General features: G+C 37.3%; 18 protein-coding genes, 3 pseudogenes and 1 riboswitch. Of the genes and pseudogenes, 17 read left to right on the top strand and 4 right to left on the bottom strand.

What is annotated here, in order from left to right; translation table 11 throughout:
• Window positions 1-40: 40 nt before the first annotated feature.
• The 4 genes from dagF (at window position 41) to ACFQ18_RS05845 (ending at window position 4,068) form a co-directional block, all read left to right on the top strand.
• Entirely contained in the window at window positions 41-796 is a 756-nt protein-coding gene (gene dagF / locus ACFQ18_RS05860) for a 2-dehydro-3-deoxy-phosphogluconate aldolase (RefSeq protein WP_204797974.1), read from the top strand.
• Window positions 789-1,802: a sugar kinase gene (locus tag ACFQ18_RS05855; protein WP_204797975.1), complete on the top strand. Its 1,014-nt coding sequence runs from the start codon at window positions 789-791 to the stop codon at window positions 1,800-1,802. The genes dagF and ACFQ18_RS05855 overlap by 8 nt, the downstream gene beginning before the upstream one ends.
• 16 nt (window positions 1,803-1,818) lie before the next feature.
• A complete protein-coding gene (locus ACFQ18_RS05850; RefSeq protein WP_204797976.1) occupies window positions 1,819-2,529 on the top strand; it encodes a GntR family transcriptional regulator in 711 nt (236 codons plus the stop codon).
• 210 nt (window positions 2,530-2,739) lie between these two features.
• Window positions 2,740-4,068, top strand: coding sequence for a GntT/GntP/DsdX family permease (locus tag ACFQ18_RS05845; RefSeq protein ID WP_204797977.1), 1,329 nt, complete (start codon window positions 2,740-2,742; stop codon window positions 4,066-4,068).
• 89 nt (window positions 4,069-4,157) lie between these two features.
• Here the strand turns inward: ACFQ18_RS05845 and ACFQ18_RS05840 are convergent.
• Window positions 4,158-5,278: pseudogene (locus tag ACFQ18_RS05840) on the bottom strand (5-methyltetrahydropteroyltriglutamate--homocysteine S-methyltransferase).
• A 195-nt stretch (window positions 5,279-5,473) separates the two neighbouring features.
• Window positions 5,474-5,573, bottom strand: a riboswitch (SAM riboswitch).
• A 262-nt stretch (window positions 5,574-5,835) separates the two neighbouring features.
• Here ACFQ18_RS05840 and ACFQ18_RS05835 point away from each other — a divergent pair.
• The 8 genes from ACFQ18_RS05835 to ACFQ18_RS05800 all read left to right on the top strand — a co-directional run bounded on the left by ACFQ18_RS05835 (window position 5,836) and on the right by ACFQ18_RS05800 (window position 14,870).
• Entirely contained in the window at window positions 5,836-6,888 is a 1,053-nt protein-coding gene (locus ACFQ18_RS05835) for a 2,3-butanediol dehydrogenase (protein WP_204797978.1), read from the top strand.
• A gap of 203 nt (window positions 6,889-7,091) precedes the next feature.
• The gene (locus ACFQ18_RS05830; RefSeq protein ID WP_204797979.1) at window positions 7,092-7,457 is read left to right on the top strand and encodes a response regulator; all 366 of its coding nucleotides are present in this window, start codon (window positions 7,092-7,094) and stop codon (window positions 7,455-7,457) included.
• 120 nt (window positions 7,458-7,577) lie between these two features.
• A complete protein-coding gene (fba, locus tag ACFQ18_RS05825; protein WP_047186684.1) occupies window positions 7,578-8,432 on the top strand; it encodes a class II fructose-1,6-bisphosphate aldolase in 855 nt (284 codons plus the stop codon).
• 108 nt (window positions 8,433-8,540) lie between these two features.
• Window positions 8,541-9,182, top strand: a complete 642-nt coding sequence (fsa, locus tag ACFQ18_RS05820) for a fructose-6-phosphate aldolase (protein WP_204797980.1) — start codon at window positions 8,541-8,543, stop codon at window positions 9,180-9,182.
• A 392-nt stretch (window positions 9,183-9,574) separates the two neighbouring features.
• The gene (locus ACFQ18_RS05815) at window positions 9,575-10,861 is read left to right on the top strand and encodes a UDP-N-acetylglucosamine 1-carboxyvinyltransferase (protein ID WP_047186686.1); all 1,287 of its coding nucleotides are present in this window, start codon (window positions 9,575-9,577) and stop codon (window positions 10,859-10,861) included.
• A 1,440-nt stretch (window positions 10,862-12,301) separates the two neighbouring features.
• On the top strand, window positions 12,302-13,582 hold the full coding sequence (rho, locus tag ACFQ18_RS05810) for a transcription termination factor Rho (protein ID WP_047186729.1): 1,281 nt from the start codon (window positions 12,302-12,304) through the stop codon (window positions 13,580-13,582).
• A gap of 220 nt (window positions 13,583-13,802) precedes the next feature.
• A complete protein-coding gene (locus ACFQ18_RS05805) occupies window positions 13,803-14,048 on the top strand; it encodes a type B 50S ribosomal protein L31 (protein WP_047186689.1) in 246 nt (81 codons plus the stop codon).
• 201 nt (window positions 14,049-14,249) lie between these two features.
• Window positions 14,250-14,870: a thymidine kinase gene (locus tag ACFQ18_RS05800; protein WP_047186690.1), complete on the top strand. Its 621-nt coding sequence runs from the start codon at window positions 14,250-14,252 to the stop codon at window positions 14,868-14,870.
• An 86-nt stretch (window positions 14,871-14,956) separates the two neighbouring features.
• Here ACFQ18_RS05800 and ACFQ18_RS05795 read toward each other — a convergent pair.
• Both ACFQ18_RS05795 and ACFQ18_RS05790 read right to left on the bottom strand, forming a co-directional pair.
• Window positions 14,957-15,085: pseudogene (locus tag ACFQ18_RS05795) on the bottom strand (helix-turn-helix domain-containing protein); the annotation flags it as partial.
• 6 nt (window positions 15,086-15,091) lie between these two features.
• A complete protein-coding gene (locus ACFQ18_RS05790) occupies window positions 15,092-15,535 on the bottom strand; it encodes a hypothetical protein (RefSeq protein WP_204797981.1) in 444 nt (147 codons plus the stop codon).
• Between the two features lie 121 nt (window positions 15,536-15,656).
• On the opposite strand from ACFQ18_RS05790, the gene ACFQ18_RS05785 reads away from it, so the two are divergent.
• Window positions 15,657-16,193 (top strand): hypothetical protein, encoded by a 537-nt coding sequence (locus ACFQ18_RS05785; RefSeq protein ID WP_204797982.1) that lies wholly within the window; start codon window positions 15,657-15,659, stop codon window positions 16,191-16,193.
• A gap of 158 nt (window positions 16,194-16,351) precedes the next feature.
• A pseudogene (locus ACFQ18_RS05780) lies at window positions 16,352-16,711 on the top strand (thymidine kinase); the annotation flags it as partial.
• A gap of 86 nt (window positions 16,712-16,797) precedes the next feature.
• On the opposite strand, the gene ACFQ18_RS05775 reads toward ACFQ18_RS05780, so the two are convergent.
• Entirely contained in the window at window positions 16,798-17,883 is a 1,086-nt protein-coding gene (locus tag ACFQ18_RS05775; RefSeq protein WP_204797983.1) for a CdaR family transcriptional regulator, read from the bottom strand.
• Window positions 17,884-18,027: 144 nt separating this feature from the next.
• On the opposite strand from ACFQ18_RS05775, the gene ACFQ18_RS05770 reads away from it, so the two are divergent.
• From ACFQ18_RS05770 to larA, 3 genes are all read left to right on the top strand, one after another.
• Window positions 18,028-19,188, top strand: a complete 1,161-nt coding sequence (locus tag ACFQ18_RS05770; RefSeq protein WP_204797984.1) for a glycerate kinase — start codon at window positions 18,028-18,030, stop codon at window positions 19,186-19,188.
• Complete coding sequence (locus tag ACFQ18_RS05765; RefSeq protein WP_204797985.1) at window positions 19,179-20,288, top strand: 2-keto-3-deoxygluconate permease; 1,110 nt, start codon at window positions 19,179-19,181, stop codon at window positions 20,286-20,288. The genes ACFQ18_RS05770 and ACFQ18_RS05765 overlap by 10 nt, the downstream gene beginning before the upstream one ends.
• Before the next feature lie 70 nt (window positions 20,289-20,358).
• Complete coding sequence (gene larA / locus ACFQ18_RS05760) at window positions 20,359-21,621, top strand: nickel-dependent lactate racemase (RefSeq protein WP_047186693.1); 1,263 nt, start codon at window positions 20,359-20,361, stop codon at window positions 21,619-21,621.
• Window positions 21,622-21,640 lie beyond the last annotated feature (19 nt).

The following is a 21,640-nucleotide window of genomic DNA, read 5'->3' as shown; positions in this document are numbered from 1 at the left end:
AAGGCCTAGCGAACGCCAAGTTTTCTAAGGAGGAAAAAGAATGATGAATATAGAAAAACGTTTTTATCAAAATAGAGTGGCTTTAAATGTTTTGGCTAATAGTATTGAGAATGCAAAGGAAGTCTTTGAGGCTGCAGAGGGACATGTTTTAGTTGGAGTACTTTCAAAGGACTATCCTACAGTAGATGCAGCTGTTACAGCAATGAAGGAATATGGAGCGGCTATTGATGACGCTGTTTCGATTGGATTAGGTGCTGGTGATAATAGGCAGGCAGCAGTGGTTGCTGAAATTGCTAAGTACTATCCTGGCAGTCATATTAATCAAGTTTTCCCAGCGGTAGGAGCAACGCGAGCTAATTTAGGAGAGAAAGATAGTTGGATTAATTCCCTTGTATCGCCAACAGATAAAGTGGGATATGTGAATATTTCTACCGGACCGATTAGTGCGGGAACTAGTGAGACTGCTATTGTTCCAATCAAAGCTGCAATCGCACTCGTTCGTGATATGGGTGGAAATGCATTGAAATACTTCCCTATGAAAGGGTTAAAACATGAAGCGGAATTTCGTGCTGTTGCCGAAGCTTGTGGTGAGGAAGGATTTGCTCTAGAACCAACTGGTGGTATTGACTTGGATAATTTCTCCAAGATATTGGAAATTGCCCTTGAAGCAAACGTGCCTAAAATTATTCCTCACGTATATTCCTCTATTATTGATAGGGAGAGTGGAAAAACGAATGAGGAAGATGTTAGAAAACTACTAACGATCACAAAAAAATTAGTTGATAAATATGCCTAAGAAAATTATAGCATTTGGAGAAGTAATGATGCGTTTGCAGGTGCCAGGATACGAACTACTGACACAAGCAAACACCTTACAATATTCCTTTTCAGGCACGGGAGTAAATGTTGCTTCTGCAATGACAAAGCTTGGGCATGATGGATATCTTGTTACAAAATTGCCGGATAACCCTTTAGGGGATGCAGCAATTTCCTTCCTAAATCGCTTAGGTATTGGGAGAAACTTCATTTCCAAAGGCGGAAAATATGTTGGTATGTATTTTCTTGAAAATGGCTTTGGACAGCGTTCGAGTCGCGTTACGTATACAAATCGTTTAGAGAGCACCTTTAACACTGCAGATATTTCGGATTATGATTTGGATTCGATCGCCGAAAACGCAGATGTTATACACTTTTGTGGTATTTCACTTGCTATGACAGATAATGTCCGTGAGAGCATGAAGATTCTAGCCCAAAAGGTAAAAGAAAAAGGTGGGCTCGTTTGCTTCGACTGTAATTACCGTCCTCCCTTATGGGACGGAGGCTATGCAGAAGCTAAACCCCATTATGAGGATATGCTTTCATTAGCTGACATAGTCATGATGAATGAAAAAGATGCGATTTATATTTTAGGAATGGAAACGGAGAAAGAATCAAGAGGGGATCAGCTTCAGGACCTAATTCCTAAAGTAGCAGAAAAGTACAACATTCAAACAATTGCAGGAACACATCGTGGAGTTAACAAGGACAACAGCCATACTTTGCTAGGTTACATGTATAAAGATGGGACATTTGTATTTTCAGAGAACATTACCTTTTCTGTATATGATAGAATTGGAGCCGGAGATGCTTATACTAGTGGAATTTTACATGGTGAATTATCCGGCTTTCCACCTGAAAAAACAGTTCAGTTTGCAGCATCTGCAGGTATGTTGGCATGTACCATTGTTGGGGATACCCCAATGTCAACGGAAGCGGAAATTCTGTCAGCTATGTCGGGAACGATTGAAGATATAAAGAGATAAAGGTAGGAGATAGGGAATGAATGTTAATAGAAAAAAAGGGCCGTTGTATTTACAAATTAAGGATATTTTGAAGGATCGTATATTACATGGTGTTTACGCGATTAACAAGAACATTCCCTCCGAACCTCAATTGGAAAAAGAATTTAATGTGAGTAAAATTACTGTAAGAAATGCCATTAAAGAACTTGTACAAGAAGGCTATCTTGAGAAAAAAAGTGGTAAAGGGACAAAAGTGATTGCAAATGTTTCTATTGCAAAACTTTCGAAAGGGAAGCGTTTTACGGAAATTTTAGTGGAAGAAGGACACAACATTACAAAAAAAATTGTAAACATAAAGAGGACTAAATTATCTCCAGAAACGCAACTCTATTCTTGGTTTGGGGAACAATGCCTTCAAGTGGACCGGATTTACCTATTAGATTATGAACCTTATATTTACTTCACGCATTATATTTTACTTGACATCACAGAAGAAGAGTTAAAGGATATTCAGATCAATTCTTTATACCGTTTTTTAGAGGAAAATCATATTCGTCTAGAATCATTTCGGGATGAGTTCACTGTTTCAACGGCACCTAAACATATTAGTGAAACGTTAAAACTAGAACCTAATACAGTTATATTAAAAAGAATTCGACAATCCAGTGATGAAGAGGGAAATGTATTGGAATATAGTGAAGGATACTATAATACAACCAAACAAAACTATATCGTTACCTATAAATAAGCAAAAAGTGCGTGTTCAAAAAGAAGGGAAAAGGATGGAGTCTGCTAAAAGAGCAACGTCCTGGGACTGGGATAACTCTTCCCACCGTAAAGAAGTGTTTCAACGGCGATACCAGTACTGAAGTATCCTTTTTACCGGACTTTTTGAACGGCCCCATAAGGGATATTTATTGATGGTAGTGTAAACGGTTTCTAGGAGAGGGGAAATCATATGAATCTATATTTACTAGGGATCACAATAATCTCTATTATTATTGTTATTTTAGGAGTGTCATGGTGGAAATGGCATGCATTCATAAGTTTAACAGTAGCCAGTTTGTTTTTAGCTGTGTTTTCTGGACTAAAAATGGACGAGATTGTCGGCGCTTACGAAACGGGTGTTGGTGATGTACTTGGGCATCTCATTGGGATATTAGCATTGGGAACCATTTTAGGAAAGATGATGTCCGATTCGGGCGCAGGAATGCAGGTAGCGGATTTCTTTGTTAGAAAGTTTGGTGCAAAGAAGCTTCCGTGGGCTATGCTACTGTCAGGTTTTATTATCGGGATTCCTGTATTCTTTGAAGTTGGTTTAGTTATCTTACTTCCTTTAGTTATTTCGATTCGTAAAACAACAAAACAAAACATCTTATTAATCGGGATTCCGGTTCTGGCTGGTTTATCGATTGTACATGGACTAGTCCCACCACATCCAGGTGCGATGACGGCAATTGGGATTTATGATGCTGATATGGGACGTGTTCTTCTTTACTCCTTATTAATTGCCTTTCCAACAGCTATCATTGGAGGACCTATATTTTCAAAATGGATCCATAAACGAGTCCTTCCTGTTAATGAACCAGAACTAATCCGAGTGGAAACGAAGACGAAAAACGAATTACCAAGCACTGGTATTTCATTCTTTATCATTTTATTGCCGGTTATATTAATGGCTTTAACCGTCTTCGCACCATATCTTCCGTTATCAGAGTTTATTGAAAAACTCTTCTTGTTTATTGGAAGTCCTGTTATAGCTTTATTAATATCGTGTTTCGCAGCTTATTACTTCCTAGGCTACCGTCAAGGAATGGATAGAACGTTAATTAAAAAATTAACAGAAGAGTGCATGTTGCCATTGGCTTCGATAATCCTTATAATCGGCGCTGGCGGTGGATTTAAGCAAATTCTAATTGACAGCGGTGTCGGTACTGCTATCGCCACGATGTCTGAACAAATTTCCTTATCACCTATACTTCTTGCTTTCTTAGTTGCGGGCTTAATCCGAATTGCGACTGGTTCAGCAACCGTTGCATTGACAACAGCAGCTGGAATAGTATCTCCAGTTGTGGCAAATATGTCGGGTGTGAATTTAGAATTACTTGTTATTGCAACAGGAGCGGGTTCTTTAATGTTCTCACATGTAAATGATGCTGGTTTCTGGTTAGTAAAAGAGTACATGGGGTTAACTGTAAAGGAAACGTTCAAAACATGGACAGTAATGGAAACCATCCTTTCGTTTGTTGCATTTGGACTAGTATTAGTTTTAGATATTTTTGTTTAAACTACAATTAAACTAATATTCTATGAATAACATCAAAAACCTCGGTTATCTTTTCGTAACCGAGATTTTTATAGTTTATATGTACAAGTCTATTCTCCCCAAACATCTTTAGCAATTTGAACAACATGGCGTAGTTTATTCCATTGTTCTTCTTCTGTTAGGATGTTTCCTTCTTCCGTAGAGGCAAAACCACATTGTGGGCTAAGACAAAGTTGATTAATATCCACATATTTCGTTGCTTTTTCTATTCTACTTTTGATTTCATTTTCATCTTCGAGTTCAGGAGTCTTAGATGTGATTAGACCTAATACAACATGTTGATCTTTAATGAATCGTAATGGTGAAAAATCTCCAGATCGCTCATTATCATACTCTAAGAAAAAGGCATCTACATTAACACGGGAAAATAATTCTTTTGCTATTGGCTCATACCCGCCTTGATATAACCAGGAGGATTTAAAATTCCCACGACAAATATGAATCGTAATTGCCATATCCTCTGGTTTGTTGGCTACGGCTTCAACGGTAATATCAGCAAATTTCTTCACTAGTTCATCTGGATCGAATCCTTGTGCTTTTATCTTATCTCGGAAAGCATCACTGAATAGTGCACCCCAGCTTGTATCATCTAATTGTAAATAGCGACATCCCGCTTCATAAAAAGCCTGAATGGCATCTTGATATACGTTAACAATATCTTTAGCCGCATCATCGAGTGAAGGATAAGAAGGGTTACTTAAATAAGGCTCACTTCCAACAACACCTGAATAGAAAATCATATTAGGCCCGGGGATTGTAATTTTGCAACATGGTCACCGGCTATCCTATTCAAATACGCGAAATCCTCTAAAAATGGATGGTTTTTCGGGAATTTTAATTTCGAATCAACGGTATATGCTTCTGCTTTTTTCATCGCTCCATTAAATGCGCCTTGTATGTCTATTTCATAAACGCGAATCCCTTCAATGGCTCTTATGAAATCTAAGTGCCACCATCTTCTCCTAAACTCGCCATCCGTAACTGTCGTCAGACCTATTTCCTTTTGCTTTTCAACAATTTTAGCAATCTCCATATCTTCTATGGAACGTAATTCTTCCTTCGTTATTTGGCCTTCCTGATATTGTGCCCTTGCATCTTTAAGTGCTTGTGGACGCAAAAAGCTTCCTACATGGTCTGCTTTAAATGGCGCTTTAATAGTGGAATTAATCAATTTGTACAACCCCTCTAAAATGAATTTATTCTGTTTGTTTTGCTTTTTAGGGTATTAGAAAACTTGGCATCCGCCAAGCCTTTGGGCGGATGGCTTAGTTGCACTTATGCAGACGGGAAAGATTTTATACTTTCCTACCTGCCAAAAAAATCCCCTCTTAAATAAAGAAGAGATTCGTATCAGAGATAATTACTCTTCTTATCTTCAAGCCTCACGCTACTGGAATTAGCACAGTACAAAAATGTCTGTTGCTGAGATATCTTAGGGCCAGTCCCTCCATCTCTCTAAATAAGAAAATTATAAATTCAGTTATTATTATTAAATTACCTGTATATTCATTGAATGTCAATGGTCGGGGGGCGATTAAGTTTCTTTAATGGTCAAGAAAGTATGTCTTAAAAAAAGAGAGTAGTATAATAGACTCATAGACAGAGTGGAATATACCAATTATCCTAGATTGTTGGGTAAATAGAACTATAAGAGAATTACGTATCCAAGAGATGTGAAACTCTGGCTTTTGTAAATGAATCTAATTAAACAGCAGGAGAGTGAGTCTGATGAAAGCAGCAAGAATTTATGCTGAAAAAGACGTGCGAGTGGAAGATGTAGAGATTAAAGAAGTAGGCACAAAGGATGTTAAAGTAGAAGTTGCTTGGACAGGTATTTGCGGTTCTGATTTGCATGCATATTCACATTTCATTGGCATTCCTACAGAAGAACATCCATTAACCAAAAGACAAGCTCCACTTACATTGGGCCATGAATTTAGTGGGACAGTTACGGAGGTTGGAAGTGACGTAACATCTTTAAGCGTAGGCGATCGAGTTTGTATTGAACCGAATATTCGTTGCGGGGAATGTAAAGAATGTCGTGAAGGTAACTATCATCTATGCAGAAATAGTAATGCGGCATTTATTGGCCTTGCGGATGATGGCGGGTTTGCGGAATACTGTGTGCTAGATGAACAATACTGCCATCGTATTCCAGACAATATGACTTTGGAGCAAGCGGCACTTGTAGAGCCGACAGCAGTAACGCATAGAGCTGTAGATTTAGCAGGAGTAAAACCTGGCGATAATGTTTTGGTTACTGGTGCAGGCCCAATTGGTTTATTGACGGTTTTAAATGCGCGTGCAGCTGGGGCAAATAAAATTTTTGTTAGTGATGTTTCCAAAGAACGTTTAGAACTAGCTGCTTCCTTTGAATTCGTAAAAACATTAAATCCTGTAGAAGATGATGTCATTGGAGAAATTATGAATGCCACAAATGGAAATGGTGTAGATGTGGCGCTCGAATGTGCAGGTGTTCAACCAACCTTTGATACATGTCTAGATGCCATAAAACGGACAGGAACGGTTTGTGTAGTAGCTATTTTTGCTCAAAATCCAGAAATTAATGCCTTTGCATCCACTGTGAAGGAAGCAAACATTAAATTTTCTTTAGGGTATTCCAATATTTATGATCGCGTAATTCATTTAATTGCAAGTGGACAAGTTCCAGCAGAAAAAGTTGTTACAAATAAAATTAAATTAGATCATATTGTCGAAGAAGGATTCGAACTATTACTTAATGATAAGAGCCAGTCTAAAATTCTTGTTAGCTCAAAATAAGAATTATCTAGTCCTATCAATCATAAGCTCGCAGAAAAGTCTGCGGGCTTTTTTCTTTTGAATTGATAAATTTTTTAATTTACTAGGGTAATTTGTAAAATTTGGCAGGAAAATACCACGTAAATATAGAAATGGATGTACTGGGAGAAAAAAATGTGGGTTTATGAAAGTTTTTGTTGATTTTGATATGAGGGGGGATTTTATTGGGCAAGAATAAAATTCTAGTAGTGGATGATCAAATGGGGATTAGATTACTACTTAAAGAAATTTTGAAAAATGAAGGATACGAGATAGAGGAAGCGACCACTGGTAAGGAAGCGATAGACCAAATTAGTGTTAACAGTTTCGATCTAATGATTTTAGATTATAAATTACCAATCATGGATGGCACGGAAGTATTAGAAAAACTAGAGAAAGATAATGTGGAAATTCCTGCCATCGTGATGAGTGGACTCGTGGAAAATATCGCATCAGAGGCGATGAAATCTAAGCTTGTTAAATCAGTTATTGCAAAGCCTTTCAACATAAATGAGTTTGTAGAAAAGGTTCATGCCATTGTTAGGAATTAAAGAAAAATGAAGTAATCGGTGGTTTCTAAAAGCTTGCACCTAATGGGACAAGTTGGTATTCTATTTATGTAGTAAAAAAGTACAACTTATGTGAACGAATTCACTAGAGGAGGATATCAAATGCCATTAGTATCTATGAAAGAAATGCTTGAAAAAGGCAAAGAAAATGGTTATGCGGTAGGTCAATTTAATATCAATAACCTAGAATACATTCAAGCAATCTTACAAGCGGCAGAAGAAGAAAAATCACCTGTCATCTTAGGAGTTTCTGAAGGTGCAGGGAAATATATGGGTGGATTTAATGTTGTTGTAGCAATGGTTAAATCTTTAATGGAATCTTACGGTACAACTGTTCCTGTAGCAATCCATCTTGACCATGGTTCAAGTTTTGAAAAATGTGCGGCGGCTATTCATGCAGGATTTACTTCTGTAATGATTGATGCTTCTCATGACCCAATTGATGAAAACATTGCTACTACTAAAAAGGTAACAGAACTTGCACATCTTCACGGCGTATCAGTTGAAGCTGAAGTAGGTACTGTAGGTGGAGAAGAAGACGGTGTTATCGGTGGAATTATGTACGCTGATGTAAACGAATGTAAACGTCTTGTAACAGAAGCAGGAATCGATTGTTTAGCACCTGCACTTGGATCTGTTCATGGCCCATACCAAGGTGAACCTAACCTAGGATTTAAAGAAATGGAAGAAATCTTAAACGCTGTACAAATTCCATTAGTACTACATGGTGGTACAGGTATCCCAACTAAAGATATTCAAAAAGCAATTTCATTAGGAACTGCTAAAATTAATGTAAATACAGAAAACCAAATGGCACAAACTGCTGCCGTTCGTAAAACATTAGAAGAAAAACCTGATTTATATGACCCACGTAAATATCTAGGACCTGGTACAGAAGCTATCAAAGAAACTGTTATAGGTAAAATGCGTGAATTCGGTTCATCTGGTAAAGCATAAAACAACATATTGCGACGAATGGATTGGGAATACCCCCTATCCACTCGTCGTTTTATCGTATATAATGTTAAATGATGTATAAACTTTTCTGAATAGGAGTGAAATTACATGCAATTTTTTATTGATACAGCTAATATTGATGAAATTCGTGAAGCAAATGCACTTGGTGTTTTAGGTGGAGTAACAACAAATCCTAGTCTTGTTGCAAAAGAAAAAGGTGTTGATTTCCACGATCGTCTAAAAGAGATCACTGCAGAGATTACAGAAGGTTCTGTTAGTGCAGAAGTTATTTCTTTGGATTCTGAAGGAATGATTGCAGAAGGTAAAGAACTAGCAGCAATTGCACCAAACATTACTGTAAAACTTCCTATGACTTTAGAAGGGCTTAAAGCAACAAAAGCTTTAACAGATCTTGGAATTACAACAAATGTTACATTAATTTTTAACGCAAACCAAGCATTACTTGCTGCACGTGCCGGTGCCACATATGTTTCACCATTCCTAGGACGTCTAGATGATATCGGTCAAAACGGTATGACTTTAATTCGTAACATCGCTGAAATTTTTGATATTCACGGAATTGATTCAAAAATTATCGCTGCATCTATTCGTCATCCAATGCATGTTACGGAAGCAGCCCTAAATGGTGCAGATATTGCAACGGTACCATTTAATGTATTAGCTCAACTTGTCAAACATCCATTAACAGATCAAGGAATTGAGAAGTTTTTAGCTGACTGGAATAAATAGTTTGTGGAAAATTGAATGAAATAAAGGCTTATCGTAAATGATATAATTAGAGCGAATAGATTATTCGCTCTAACTCTTTCTTATCTCCTTTGTCATACATATGAAAATGGAGGAAAATGACCTCTAAAAGAAGTTGTTCAAAAAGTCCGGTGAAAATGACACTTCGACGTTTCTAGTTGGCAAGACTCACCGTTCCTCACGTATTAACTGAATACGTTCCGGTAACGGGAGCTGCGCCGCCTTGAACTGCGACGCACAGGACGTGCTAGTGTCGGCGTTGCAACAAATCTTTACGGTGGGGCGAGTAATCGGAGCCCCAGGACGTTGTGACTTTAGCCAACCTCGGTCCTTTTCATCCTCCTTTTTGAACACGCATAAAGCGAGGGTTACACATGCAAAAAATATTAATTGAAGGTGGCCATAAGCTAAATGGCCAAGTAAGAATTAGCGGTGCGAAAAATAGTGCAGTAGCTCTTCTACCAGCTTCGATTTTAGCGAATTCCCCTGTAACAATTGAAGGATTACCAAATATCTCAGATGTCCAACTATTAAGTGACCTTTTAGAAGAAATTGGTGGGGACGTAAGTTGGGATGGACAAACGATTATGATTAATCCGGAAAAGATGGTGGACATGCCTTTACCAAATGGAAAGGTAAAGAAATTAAGGGCTTCATATTATTTTATGGGCGCCATGTTAGGTAAGTTTAATAAGGCGGTAATTGGACTCCCGGGTGGTTGTTTTTTAGGGCCACGACCGATAGACCAACATATCAAAGGTTTTGAAGCACTTGGCGCAGAGGTAACTAATGAACAAGGTGCGATTTATTTACGTGCAAAAGAACTAAGAGGAGCAAGAATCTATCTTGATGTCGTTAGTGTTGGCGCAACGATTAATATTATGCTCGCAGCGGTTCGAGCAAAAGGGAAGACGGTTATTGAGAATGCGGCAAAAGAGCCTGAAATTATTGACGTCGCAACATTATTAACGAATATGGGTGCAAAGATTAAAGGTGTCGGTACCGATGTGATACGGATTGAGGGAGTACCGGAACTTCACGGTTGTAGACATACGATTATTCCAGACCGAATTGAGGCAGGGACATACGCAATAGCTGCTGCAGCACAAGGTAAAGAAGTGATTATTGATAATGTCATCACCAACCATTTAGAAGCTTTACTTGCAAAGCTTAGAGAAATGGGGGTACGTGTGGAGGAAAGCGATGAACAATTATTGATTGCTCCAAGAAACACACTAAAAAGTGTTGACATTAAAACTTTGGTTTACCCAGGCTTTCCAACGGATTTACAACAACCTTTTACGGCGCTATTAACAAAAGCTGAAAATACTGGTGTTGTAACGGATACTATCTATTCTGCTCGACTTAAACACATTGATGAGTTAAGACGTATGAATGCTGCTATAAAAGTAGAGGGTGGTTCCGCCATTGTAAGTGGTCCTACAAAACTTCAAGGGGCTAAAGTGAAGGCTTCAGACCTTCGTGCGGGAGCTGCTTTGATTGTCGCAGGTTTAATGGCCGACGGAATAACGGAAATAACCGGTGTAGATCATATTGATAGGGGATATCAACGTATAACTGAAAAACTAGGCGACCTTGGTGCGAATATTTGGCGGGAAGAAATGGATGAAGTAGAAATTACCCAATTTCAAAATTTATAATGATAGAGGTTGTTCAAAAGTCCGGTGAAAATGACTCTTTGGTACTAAGGGTCTTCGACTAAGTTCCGTCACGTCGTCTTTGAAAAAGAAAAGCATTTTTTCTACATGTGACGTGCAATCGAAGAAGCCTTTTCTAATACTCAAAGCTACAACGCATCGAACTGTGATGCGGAGGAAACGAATTAAAAGAAGGCCAACTAAAAACAGCCTTTGCGGCTAACGTGGACATACCCCTGTGTAGAGGCAGCGTTTATAGGACATTGCGCCTTTAGCAGACCACGATCCTTTTCACCCTCCTTTTTGAAAACGCACTTAAAAAGAAGCAAAGGCGTAAGCCCCCTTAAAGGCCAGGAAAGAGACGTCTGTCGTAATGACTGTACTAGCATGACCTGTGCATCATAGTAACGTATGACTGGTCCACGTCAGGTGGTCCGATGATGTTGCGCATAGCGGCGGTTTTGATCGGACATTTTCTTACCGTAGAGATAAAGGAAGTATCGCCTGTCGCTGGATCCGGACGTGGCTATTTGCATGATAAAGCCTTGATTTTTATACTTTCATTTCTATTGAAAAAGAAGATAATAAAGGGTTCATTTTATATTTTTTTACAAAATTAGAAGGATTTTAAAGAATTTTATCGAATTAATTAAGTAACTAGTAAATGTATAGTAATCTTATTTAATGGAGAGAATTGAGTCAAACAGTAGTAAATATGTAAAGGGCAGTACATGACGGGAAAAGACTTCTGAAGAAGCCAAAATTAGTCTTCTAATAAAGGATAGTAAGGGGGAGCTAGACCTTCTCTAGCTTCCTTTCCAATTATATGAAAACTATGAAACTGATATTTTTCCACAAAATTAATGAATACCCCAACGAAAAAGTATTGAATTAGAGTAAATTTAAGGGTAAGATTGTATTGTTTAACTTTAAACAACGAAAAAGGAAATAAACACCGATTAGGTTTCTTCATTTTTACTTCCATATTATTTTCTTCGCAAAGGGCTTAACCTTCTCAAAAAGAAGTAGAATAAATCATTTTTAGCGATTAGAGAGTATAAAACTTTCTTCCTGTATAAGTACAACGAGGTATTCGCCAAAGTCTATGCAAATACTAAGTCTTCTTTCGTATTAGTAAAGAATAAAATTAAGCGCTAGCTAGGAAGTATTTTGTCATAAAGAATTAATGATCAAGTAATGAAAAGCTACTATGCTCGTCGTGTTACAAGGTTATTCAGAGAATCAGTAATCCTCTAAAGGAGCTAGAGGAAGTTATGTTCATGAGTAAATCCAGGGGGACCTATAAACAAAGCAAATGCGAGTTTCTCTAAATGTCTTTTAATGATATAAATGTAAGCCGTCTTTTTTAATGATAGTTTGACTTTTCAAAATAATAATTCATCTTAAGCAGAAGATGGTAAAGGAATGGACGAGGGTGAAAATATGTCAGCATTAACAATCTCTCAATTAGAGACATTAACTTTAAAAGAATTATATGCACTGGCAAAGGAATATCGAATTTCTTATTATGCTAAATTAACAAAGAAAGAACTCATTTTTGCTATTTTAAAAGCGCAAGCTGAAAAAGATGGGTACTTATTTATGGATGGTATATTGGAAATCATTCCTTCAGAAGGCTTTGGTTTTTTAAGGCCAATCAACTATTCTCCAAGTGCGGAGGATATTTATATTTCGGCGTCACAAATCCGTCGTTTTGATTTGAGAAATGGGGATAAAGTTTCCGGGAAGGTAAGACCTCCGAAAGAAAATGAACGTTATTATGGGTTATTACATGTAGATGCGGTTAACAGCGAGGACCCTGAGACAGCCAAGGAACGGGTTCACTTTCCAGCATTAACTGCTTTATATCCAGATCGCTTTATGCAATTGGAAACAGACAATAGACAATTGTCTACACGTATTATGGACTTAATGACTCCTGTTGGTTTTGGGCAACGTGGATTAATCGTTGCCCCACCTAAAGCAGGTAAAACGGTGCTACTTAAACAAATTGCAAATAGCATTACTAAAAATCACCCACAAGCAAAGTTAATTATCTTGTTAGTGGATGAGCGTCCAGAGGAAGTTACGGATATTGAACGTTCTGTAAGTCCTGACGTTGATGTAGTAAGTTCGACGTTTGATGAGATACCAGAAAGTCATATCAAAGTATCAGAGCTTGTACTGGAAAGAGCGATGCGTCTCGTAGAACATAAACGTGATGTCATTGTTTTAATGGATAGTATTACACGTTTAGCCCGTGCATACAACTTAGTTATTCCTCCGAGTGGTAGAACATTGTCAGGAGGAATTGATCCTGCCGCGTTCCACCGTCCAAAGCGTTTCTTCGGTGCGGCAAGAAATATCGAAGAAGGTGGAAGCTTTACGATATTAGCTACAGCCTTAGTTGATACTGGATCAAGGATGGATGATGTAATCTATGAGGAATTTAAAGGTACAGGTAATATGGAACTTCACCTAGACCGCCACCTTGCAGAAAGAAGAATCTTCCCAGCAATTGACATTCTGAAATCCGGTACACGTAAAGAAGAATTACTTATTCCGAAAGAAGATCTGGATAAAGTATGGATGCTGCGTAAAACAATGCAAGATAACCATGACTTCCTAGACCGTTTCTTGAGAAAGCTAAAATCAACTAAGTCTAATGAGGAATTCTATCAAGTCATGGATGAGGAAATGAAGAGAAAAGGAATGAGACGTTAGTTCCATTTGCGATAAGTACAATGAATGGGGTAGTTCCTAATTAAGGAAATTTTACGGATCCCCTTGCAAACAGGAAACGACACTGGTATAATTCATAGATGTGAGTTTAGATATTCGAGTCTTAAATAGGTATTTTTAAAAAGGAACTTTAGTACTTTTTTAAAACCCTTTTAAAATAACTCTGTTTCCAAGGGATTCAGGGCATAAGGAGTGGAAAAGCATGAAAGAAGGAATTCATCCTGAGTACAGAAAAGTAGTATTTCTAGATACTAGCTCAGACTTCAAATTCTTGACTGGTTCAACAAGATCTTCTAATGAAACAATTGAATGGGAAGATGGCAACACTTATCCTTTAATCAAAGTTGAAATCAGTTCTGATTCACACCCATTCTACACTGGTAAACAAAAAGCTGATAAAGTCGGCGGACGTGTGGATCGATTCAAGAAGAAATATAATATGAAATAAGAGGGAAGCTCTATCTTAATGAGTGGAACTAGCTTGATAAAACCGGAATAGTTCATTCCAACTATCAAAAACAGGCAAAATACCATTATTTTGCCTGTTTTCGCTTTTTTGTAGAAAGATTTCCATAAAAATTCTTTAAATTAACCTAATTCGTGGTAAACTAATAAAGGTTTGTAATAATAAAAAGTGAGGTTCTCTACCATGTATGTAATGAAACAAAGTGGCTGGATTGAAGTAATATGTGGCAGTATGTTTTCTGGGAAATCGGAAGAACTCATTCGCCGAGTTCGTCGTGCTACTTATGCTCATTTAACGGTGCAAGTGTTTAAACCTGCTATAGATGATCGTTATAATAAAAAGGATATCGTTTCGCATAATGGAATGTCTACCGTAGCCCAACCAATTAACCAGGTAGAAGAAATTTTTGACCACATCAATCCGAATGTCGATATTATTGCTATCGATGAAGCACAATTTTTTGATAATTCTATCGTTGAAGTTGCGGAACAGCTAGCAAATAAGGGTGTTCGTGTGATAGCAGCCGGATTAGATACAGATTTTCGTGGGGAACCATTTGATCCGATGCCTGAATTAATGGCTGTTAGTGAATCGATTACAAAATTAAATGCCATTTGCCCAATATGTGGATCACCAGCAAGTCGTACACAACGCCTGATTAATGGCAAACCAGCTTCTTTCGATGATCCCATTATTCTTGTTGGAGCATCTGAATCCTATGAACCAAGATGTCGTCATCATCATGAAGTCCCAAAAAAGCCGATAAATAAAATATGGAAAAGCATGTTAGAAGTAACAGAATAGAGCATCTAAAAAGAACCCTGTAGCTTAGACGCTAAAAATGTCTGGGCTATAGGGTTCTTTTTAAAAGGCTCTCAAATTTAATATAATTAGAGTTGCTCGTAAATCCATATTGCGACTTGTAATGACAAAGCATCTTCAAATTTCCTGGGATCTAAACCTGTTTGTTCATTAATCTTATTAAGTCGATAGATTAACGTATTTCGATGGATAAATAAACTTTATTATAGAAAAGAATCTTTAATGTCATTTATCCATTTAATCAATTCTTTTTTTGTAGTTGTTATTTTTATTGTCGGTCCAGTTTCAGTACCAATATTATTATTGATAAGACCACTATCCAATGTTAGGTACAAGGCAAGTTCCTTGTTAGAAGGTTCTTTGTCATCCTCTTGATCGGGAAGCAAATAATATAAAAAATTTAAATCAGGTTCAATTGTTGCTAATGAACCAATAGGGGATTGAACTGATATTTCATTAATTTGTTTTTCTAATATATTAATATCTTCTTGAGTCCAGACAATAGTACTTTCTAGTTTTGAAAAACCGAATTCAAAACAAATATTAATATCTAACCTTAAGGTATCTTCTATTTGCCTTTTAGTATTAAGTTTTAAATCTAATTGTACTTTACTATCCGTATAATATTTATCTTTCAATAAGACCATAACTAGGAACCTCTTTTCTTTTTAAAATGTATTAATTACCAACTTTGCTTTTTCCATACTGATTTTGGCTTACTTTGTTTATAAATAGAATATAATGATATATAAGAAAGGATATAAGATAATGTCTTTAAAGCATTTCATCGCAGTTCCACATGAGATACCAGTTGGAGAATTTGGAATGAAGCCAGCTAAAATAAAACTTTCAGATTTGAATGCAGAAAGAAATAGAAAAAGAGATAAGAAAAAACAATCAAACACAGATGAACAATATGTGATTCATTATGAAAAAGAAGAAGATTTTTATGGTGTTTTTATTTCTGAACTAGATCATGATTTGAAACAAGTTCTTAAAACTAAGTTTTCTAATCCTTATATTTACGAATTTGAAGGTTACTTCTACGATACACAAGATGCTTGTCATAGAAGAGGTATCTATGCACTTTTCGAATATATCAATGACCATTTAGCGGAAGGGCAGTATGCGGAGGTGTATTCTTGTTGGGATGGGGAAGAACAAGATGATAAAAATGAACAGCTAGACACAAAAATTAACCTTTCAACATGTCAGTTCGGAAAGTATTTAACTTTTTCAAGTCTAAATGAATTAAGTCAGATGATTAAGCTTGAAGAAAAACAATTTATCATTGTTTTAAAGTAATTGGATCTAGTTTATTCATATTTCTAATCTAAAAGTGCAAATTCAAAATGAAAAGTAAATAAAATGAAAAAAGAACCGAACTTTAATTTAGTTATTCCAGTCATGAATTAGAACACAAGCGTATACACAATCATGAACATATTATAGGGAACTAAAACGATGAAGCACAATTTTTTAATAATTCTATCGTTGAAGTTGCGGAACAGCTAGCAAATAAGGGTGTTCGTGTGATAGCAGCCGGATTAGATACAGATTTTCGTGGAGAACCATTTGGTCCGATGCCTGAATTAATGGCAGTTAGTGAATCAGTTACAAAATTAAATGCCATTTGCCCAATATGCGGTTCACCAGCGAGTCGCACGCAACGCCTGATTAATGGCAAACTAGCTTCTTTCGATGATCCTATTATTCTTGTTGGAGCATCTGAATCCTATGAACCAAGATGTCGCCATCATCATGAAGTCCCAAAAAAGCCAATAAATAAAATATGGAAAAGCATGTTAGAAGTAACAGAATAGAGCATCTAAAAAGAACCCTGTAGCTTAGACGCTAAAAATGTCTGGGCTATAGGGTTCTTTTTAAAAGGCTCTCAAATTTAATATAATTAGAGTTGCTCGTAAATCCATATTGCGACTTGTAATGACAAAGCATCTTCAAATTTCCTGGGATCTAAACCTGTTTGTTCACTAATCTTGTTAAGTCGATAGATTAACGTATTTCGATGGATAAATAATTCTTCGGCTGTTTTTTGAATATGAAGGTTATGATTGAGAAATGCCTTCAAGGTTTTTATGTTTTCCTCGTTCACTTTTTCCAAAATACGCTTGGCAAACCTCTTAGATAATTGCTGGTTCAGTCGGTGAATTAATACCTTTGTTTCTAATTGAGCATAGGATACGATTTCCTTATTACGATCGCTAACTTTTAAGGCCAAATCACAATCCAAATACGATTCTCTAAAATCCTTTAATTTATCAAAGGGTAAGCTATAGGACAAACGAAATTGAATATGTAAACCTTTTAATACCTGATAAACAGTAAGAATTTTTTTATCGATCTCTGCTTCACTTATGTTTGTAAATGCAATACATAACTTATTGACATGAATAACTCCAATGAATCCCCTTTTAGGATGGCATGCATTTTCTAAACTTTCTATAAGGGTTTTATTGGATACAATAGAGGAACGCTCTTCTATTTGAATGATGACTGTTACGAATGTAGGAATGAATTCAAAATCTAGTTTACCAATTAAACGATCTATATCATGATAAGATAGTTCTTTCTTTAATAATTGCTCTAGAAGCATATCTTTTGTTGTTTGTTTCCATTCTGACTGTGATGCGATGTACTTTTGATTAATCATTAATTCGGTCATCATTTTAACGAGTTCACCAATTTCACTAATTTCCTTTGGATCCCCAGTTATTCCGATAACCCCGATTATCTTCTCTTGAAAAACAATAGGCAGATTTATCCCAGGTTTAGCCCCTGATAATTTATCTTCTGGGTAAATAATTATTGTTCTACCATCTTTTATAACTTCTAATGCGCCTGCATGTATTTGATTTAGCCTCGATGGGTCACAGCTGGCGATAATCTTTCCGTTTCTGTTCATGATATTGACATTTCGATCTACTCTTAGGGAAGCCTCTTGAACAATGGTTTCTGCCATTTCTCTTGTTAACATATCGACGCATCCTTTACAATTGGCAAAATAAACAAAATCTATTACAACTATTCTTACTATTTCGTATGTTATAACGATGGATTATTTTCGTCAAGATTTTTATAATAAATATATTGAAGACGTTTACTTTGCGGGGTGAGGTTAATGAAGGTTGTTATTGCACCAGATTCTTTTAAAGGAAGCCTAAATGCTATCGATGTAGCGAGTTCTATTAATCAAGGGGTGAAGAAGGCTTACCCGAATGCGGAGACGACATTAGTTCCTGTTGCGGATGGTGGCGAGGGGACGATGAGTACTTTAATAGCAGCAACAAATGGTATAACAAAAAAGACAACCGTAATTGGTCCTTTGGGTGAGAACTTGGAAGCAGAATATGGAGTACTTGGGGATCATAAGACCTGTGTGATTGAGATGGCAACTGCATCAGGGCTAGATTTAGTACCTAAAGAAAAACTATCTCCTTTGCGGGCGACAACATATGGAACAGGGCAACTCATTAAGGACGCATTAGATAATGGGTATAGATCTTTTATTCTTGCTGTTGGAGGATCTGCGACAAATGATGGTGGAATGGGTATGCTTCAAGCACTTGGATTGAAGGTTTTAGATCGAGATGGGAATGAGATCGGATTTGGTGGAGGTGAGCTGGGAAAGGTTCACTCTATCGATTTACAGACATTGGATAGGCGAATCCCAGATTGCTCCTTTTTAATCGCATCCGATGTACAAAATCCTTTCATAGGACCAAATGGAGCCTCCCATGTCTTTGGGCCACAGAAAGGTGCCAAACCGAATGAAGTGAAGATCCTAGACGATAACCTTAGCCATTGGGCGGATGAAATTGAAAAGGCAACGGGAATTCACCTTCATAACCTGCCCGGTGCAGGTGCTGCTGGGGGGATAGGAGGAGCATTTCTAGCCTTCTTTCCGGCAAAGATGAGGCCAGGTATTGAAGTAGTTTTGGAATATTGCCAGCTAGATAAAGCTTTAGAAAATGCTGATGTAGTAATTACCGGAGAGGGAAAGGTAGACTTTCAAACCGCTTCGGGAAAAACCCCATTAGGAGTTGCAAAGGCAGCCATGAAGAAGAATGTTCCAACCATTATTGTAGCAGGTTCGGTGGGGAAAGGAACCGATGTTCTTTATGATTATGGAATTGTTAGTATCAATAGTATTGCTAAAGAACCAATGACTTTAGAGGAATCCATGAATCGTACTGCGGAGTTACTTGCTTACAGTTCCGAACAAGTTATTCGTTCCTATTTTTATCTAGCAACGAAGGGGAGGTCATTTCTATGCAAATAAAAGCTGCGATTGAAAAAGTTCCGGGTGGATTAATGGTCGTGCCACTTTTATTGGGTGCAACATTAAACACGATTGACCAAATGCATTTATCTGCAGTGATGAATGTTCTAAAATGGCTCGGGGCACCACAGACTGAAGAAGGATATTATGAGTTTTTACGAATTGGTGGGTTTTCCCAAGAACTTTTTAAAGATAGTGCTTTAGTTCTTATCGCACTTTTTCTATTTTGTGTTGGAAGTCAAATGAACCTAAAAATGGGACAAAGGGCTTTGAAAAAGGGTGCAATCGTAACAACAACAAAATATTTATCTGGTTTAGTAATCGGAATGGTATTCGGATATTTCTCTGATCCCATGAATGGAATATTTGGGCTATCAACACTTGCACTCATTGCGGGGATGACAAATAGTAATAGTGGAATGTATGCGGCACTTACCGGCCAATACGGTAATCGTTCGGATGTAGGAGGGTTATCCCTACTTGCGATAAATGATGGACCTTTCTTAACGTTAGTTGGTTTAGGAATTTTAGGGACATCTTTCCCAATGGTAGCATTTCTTTCTGTGTTATTACCAATTGGTATTGGAATGCTGTTAGGTAACCTTGATCCAAAGATTCGTGAATTCCTGGCGCCAGGTGAAAACCTTCTTATCCCATTTTTTGCATTTTCCCTGGGTGCTGGAATGAATCTGGCTAATTTCTTTAATCCCGAAGTACTTGTTGGGGGATTAGTTCTATCAGCACTTACCTTTTTTGTAACTGGTGGAATGGGAATTCTTGCGTTTAGATTATTTGGTGAAAGAAGTTATATAGCGCCTATTGCGGAAGCGTCAACGGCAGGAAATGCTGCAGCAACACCAGCAGCGGTAGCAGCTTCTGCATCAGTTGCAGTCAGTACAGGTGCAATGACCGCTGCAGAGTTTGAGGCAATTCAAGCGATTGTACCAATTGCCACAGCACAGATCTCTATTTCAACCATTACTACAGCACTCCTTTGTCCGCTGGCTGTCATTATTATGGGTAGATATCATAAAAAGAAAGGGTTGGATCCAACTAGAGAGGACCTTGGATTAAAACAAAAGAATAAGGAAACAGCGTAATTATCTTACAATCCAATTTGTAAGCGCTGTAGTATACTAGATATAGAATGACAACAAGGTAGGGATATAAATGAAAAAAGAATTATTATATGGAAGAGAAGGGCTTATACTAGATTTACCTGATCAATCTTTAGAAATTGAACCGAAAAATCTAAAGAAATTAGATGATGAAAAAGAAGCGATACGCAAGGCATTAAGAAATCCGATAGGGACAGCAGCTTTAAAGGAATCGGTACAATCAACAGATACGGTGTCGATAGTTATTAGTGACATTACAAGACCTACTCCAAATCATATATTAGTACCCTTATTAATAGAGGAATTAGATCATGTACCGTTGGAGAACTTCGTCATCATCAATGGAACTGGGACACATCGAGAACAAACACGAGAAGAATTTATCCAAATGCTTGGGGAATGGATCGTTGACAATATTCGAATCGTAAATAATAACTGCCACGATAAGGATACACTTGTCAAAGTTGGAGAAAGTAGATTCGGTTGTGATGTTTATTTAAATAAAAATTATGTGGAATCGGATTTTAAAATTGTAACAGGATTCATTGAACCACACTTCTTTGCTGGTTTTTCCGGTGGGCCTAAAGGAATCATGCCAGGAATCGCGGGATTAGAAACAATCATGACATTCCATAATGCTAGAATGATAGGAGATCCCTTAGCAACTTGGGGAAATATGGAGAATAATCCAGTTCAGGATATGACACGTGAAATTAATGGTATGTGTAAGCCGGACTTTATGTTAAATGTTACGCTTAACCGGGAAAAGGAAATTACAAATGTCTTTGCTGGTGAGCTTTATGAGGCACATAATGTTGGTTGTGAATTCGCAAAAGAACACGCTATGTATCGATGTGAGGAAAGGTTTGATGTCGTTATTACGTCAAATTCTGGTTACCCACTTGATCAAAACCTGTATCAAGCGGTAAAAGGGATGAGTGCAGCACACAAGATTGTGAAAAAAGGCGGCTCGATTATTGTTGCTTCGGAATGTTCAGATGGACTCCCAGATCACGGCAATTTCTCTAAGATTTTCGGAATGGCCAATAGCCCGCATGAATTATTAGAAATGATTAACGATCCAAAATTTAAGATGATGGATCAATGGCAAGTTCAGAAGCAAGCAGTTATTCAAACATGGGCTGATGTTTATGTTTATTCCAAATTAACGGATGAACAGGTTAAAGGTGCCATGCTTAAGCCAACACATAATATTGAAAAAACATTGGAACTGTTAAAAGAAACGTATGGAGAAGATATGACAGTTGCCGTCCTTCCGCTTGGTCCATTAACGATTCCTTATGTGGAAGAGTAGACAATATATCAAACGGGTA

Source organism: Oceanobacillus caeni (genome assembly GCF_042678465.1).
In the GTDB taxonomy this organism is placed as follows: domain Bacteria; phylum Bacillota; class Bacilli; order Bacillales; family Amphibacillaceae; genus Oceanobacillus; species Oceanobacillus caeni.
This window is presented reverse-complemented; position numbering and strand designations above follow the sequence as displayed.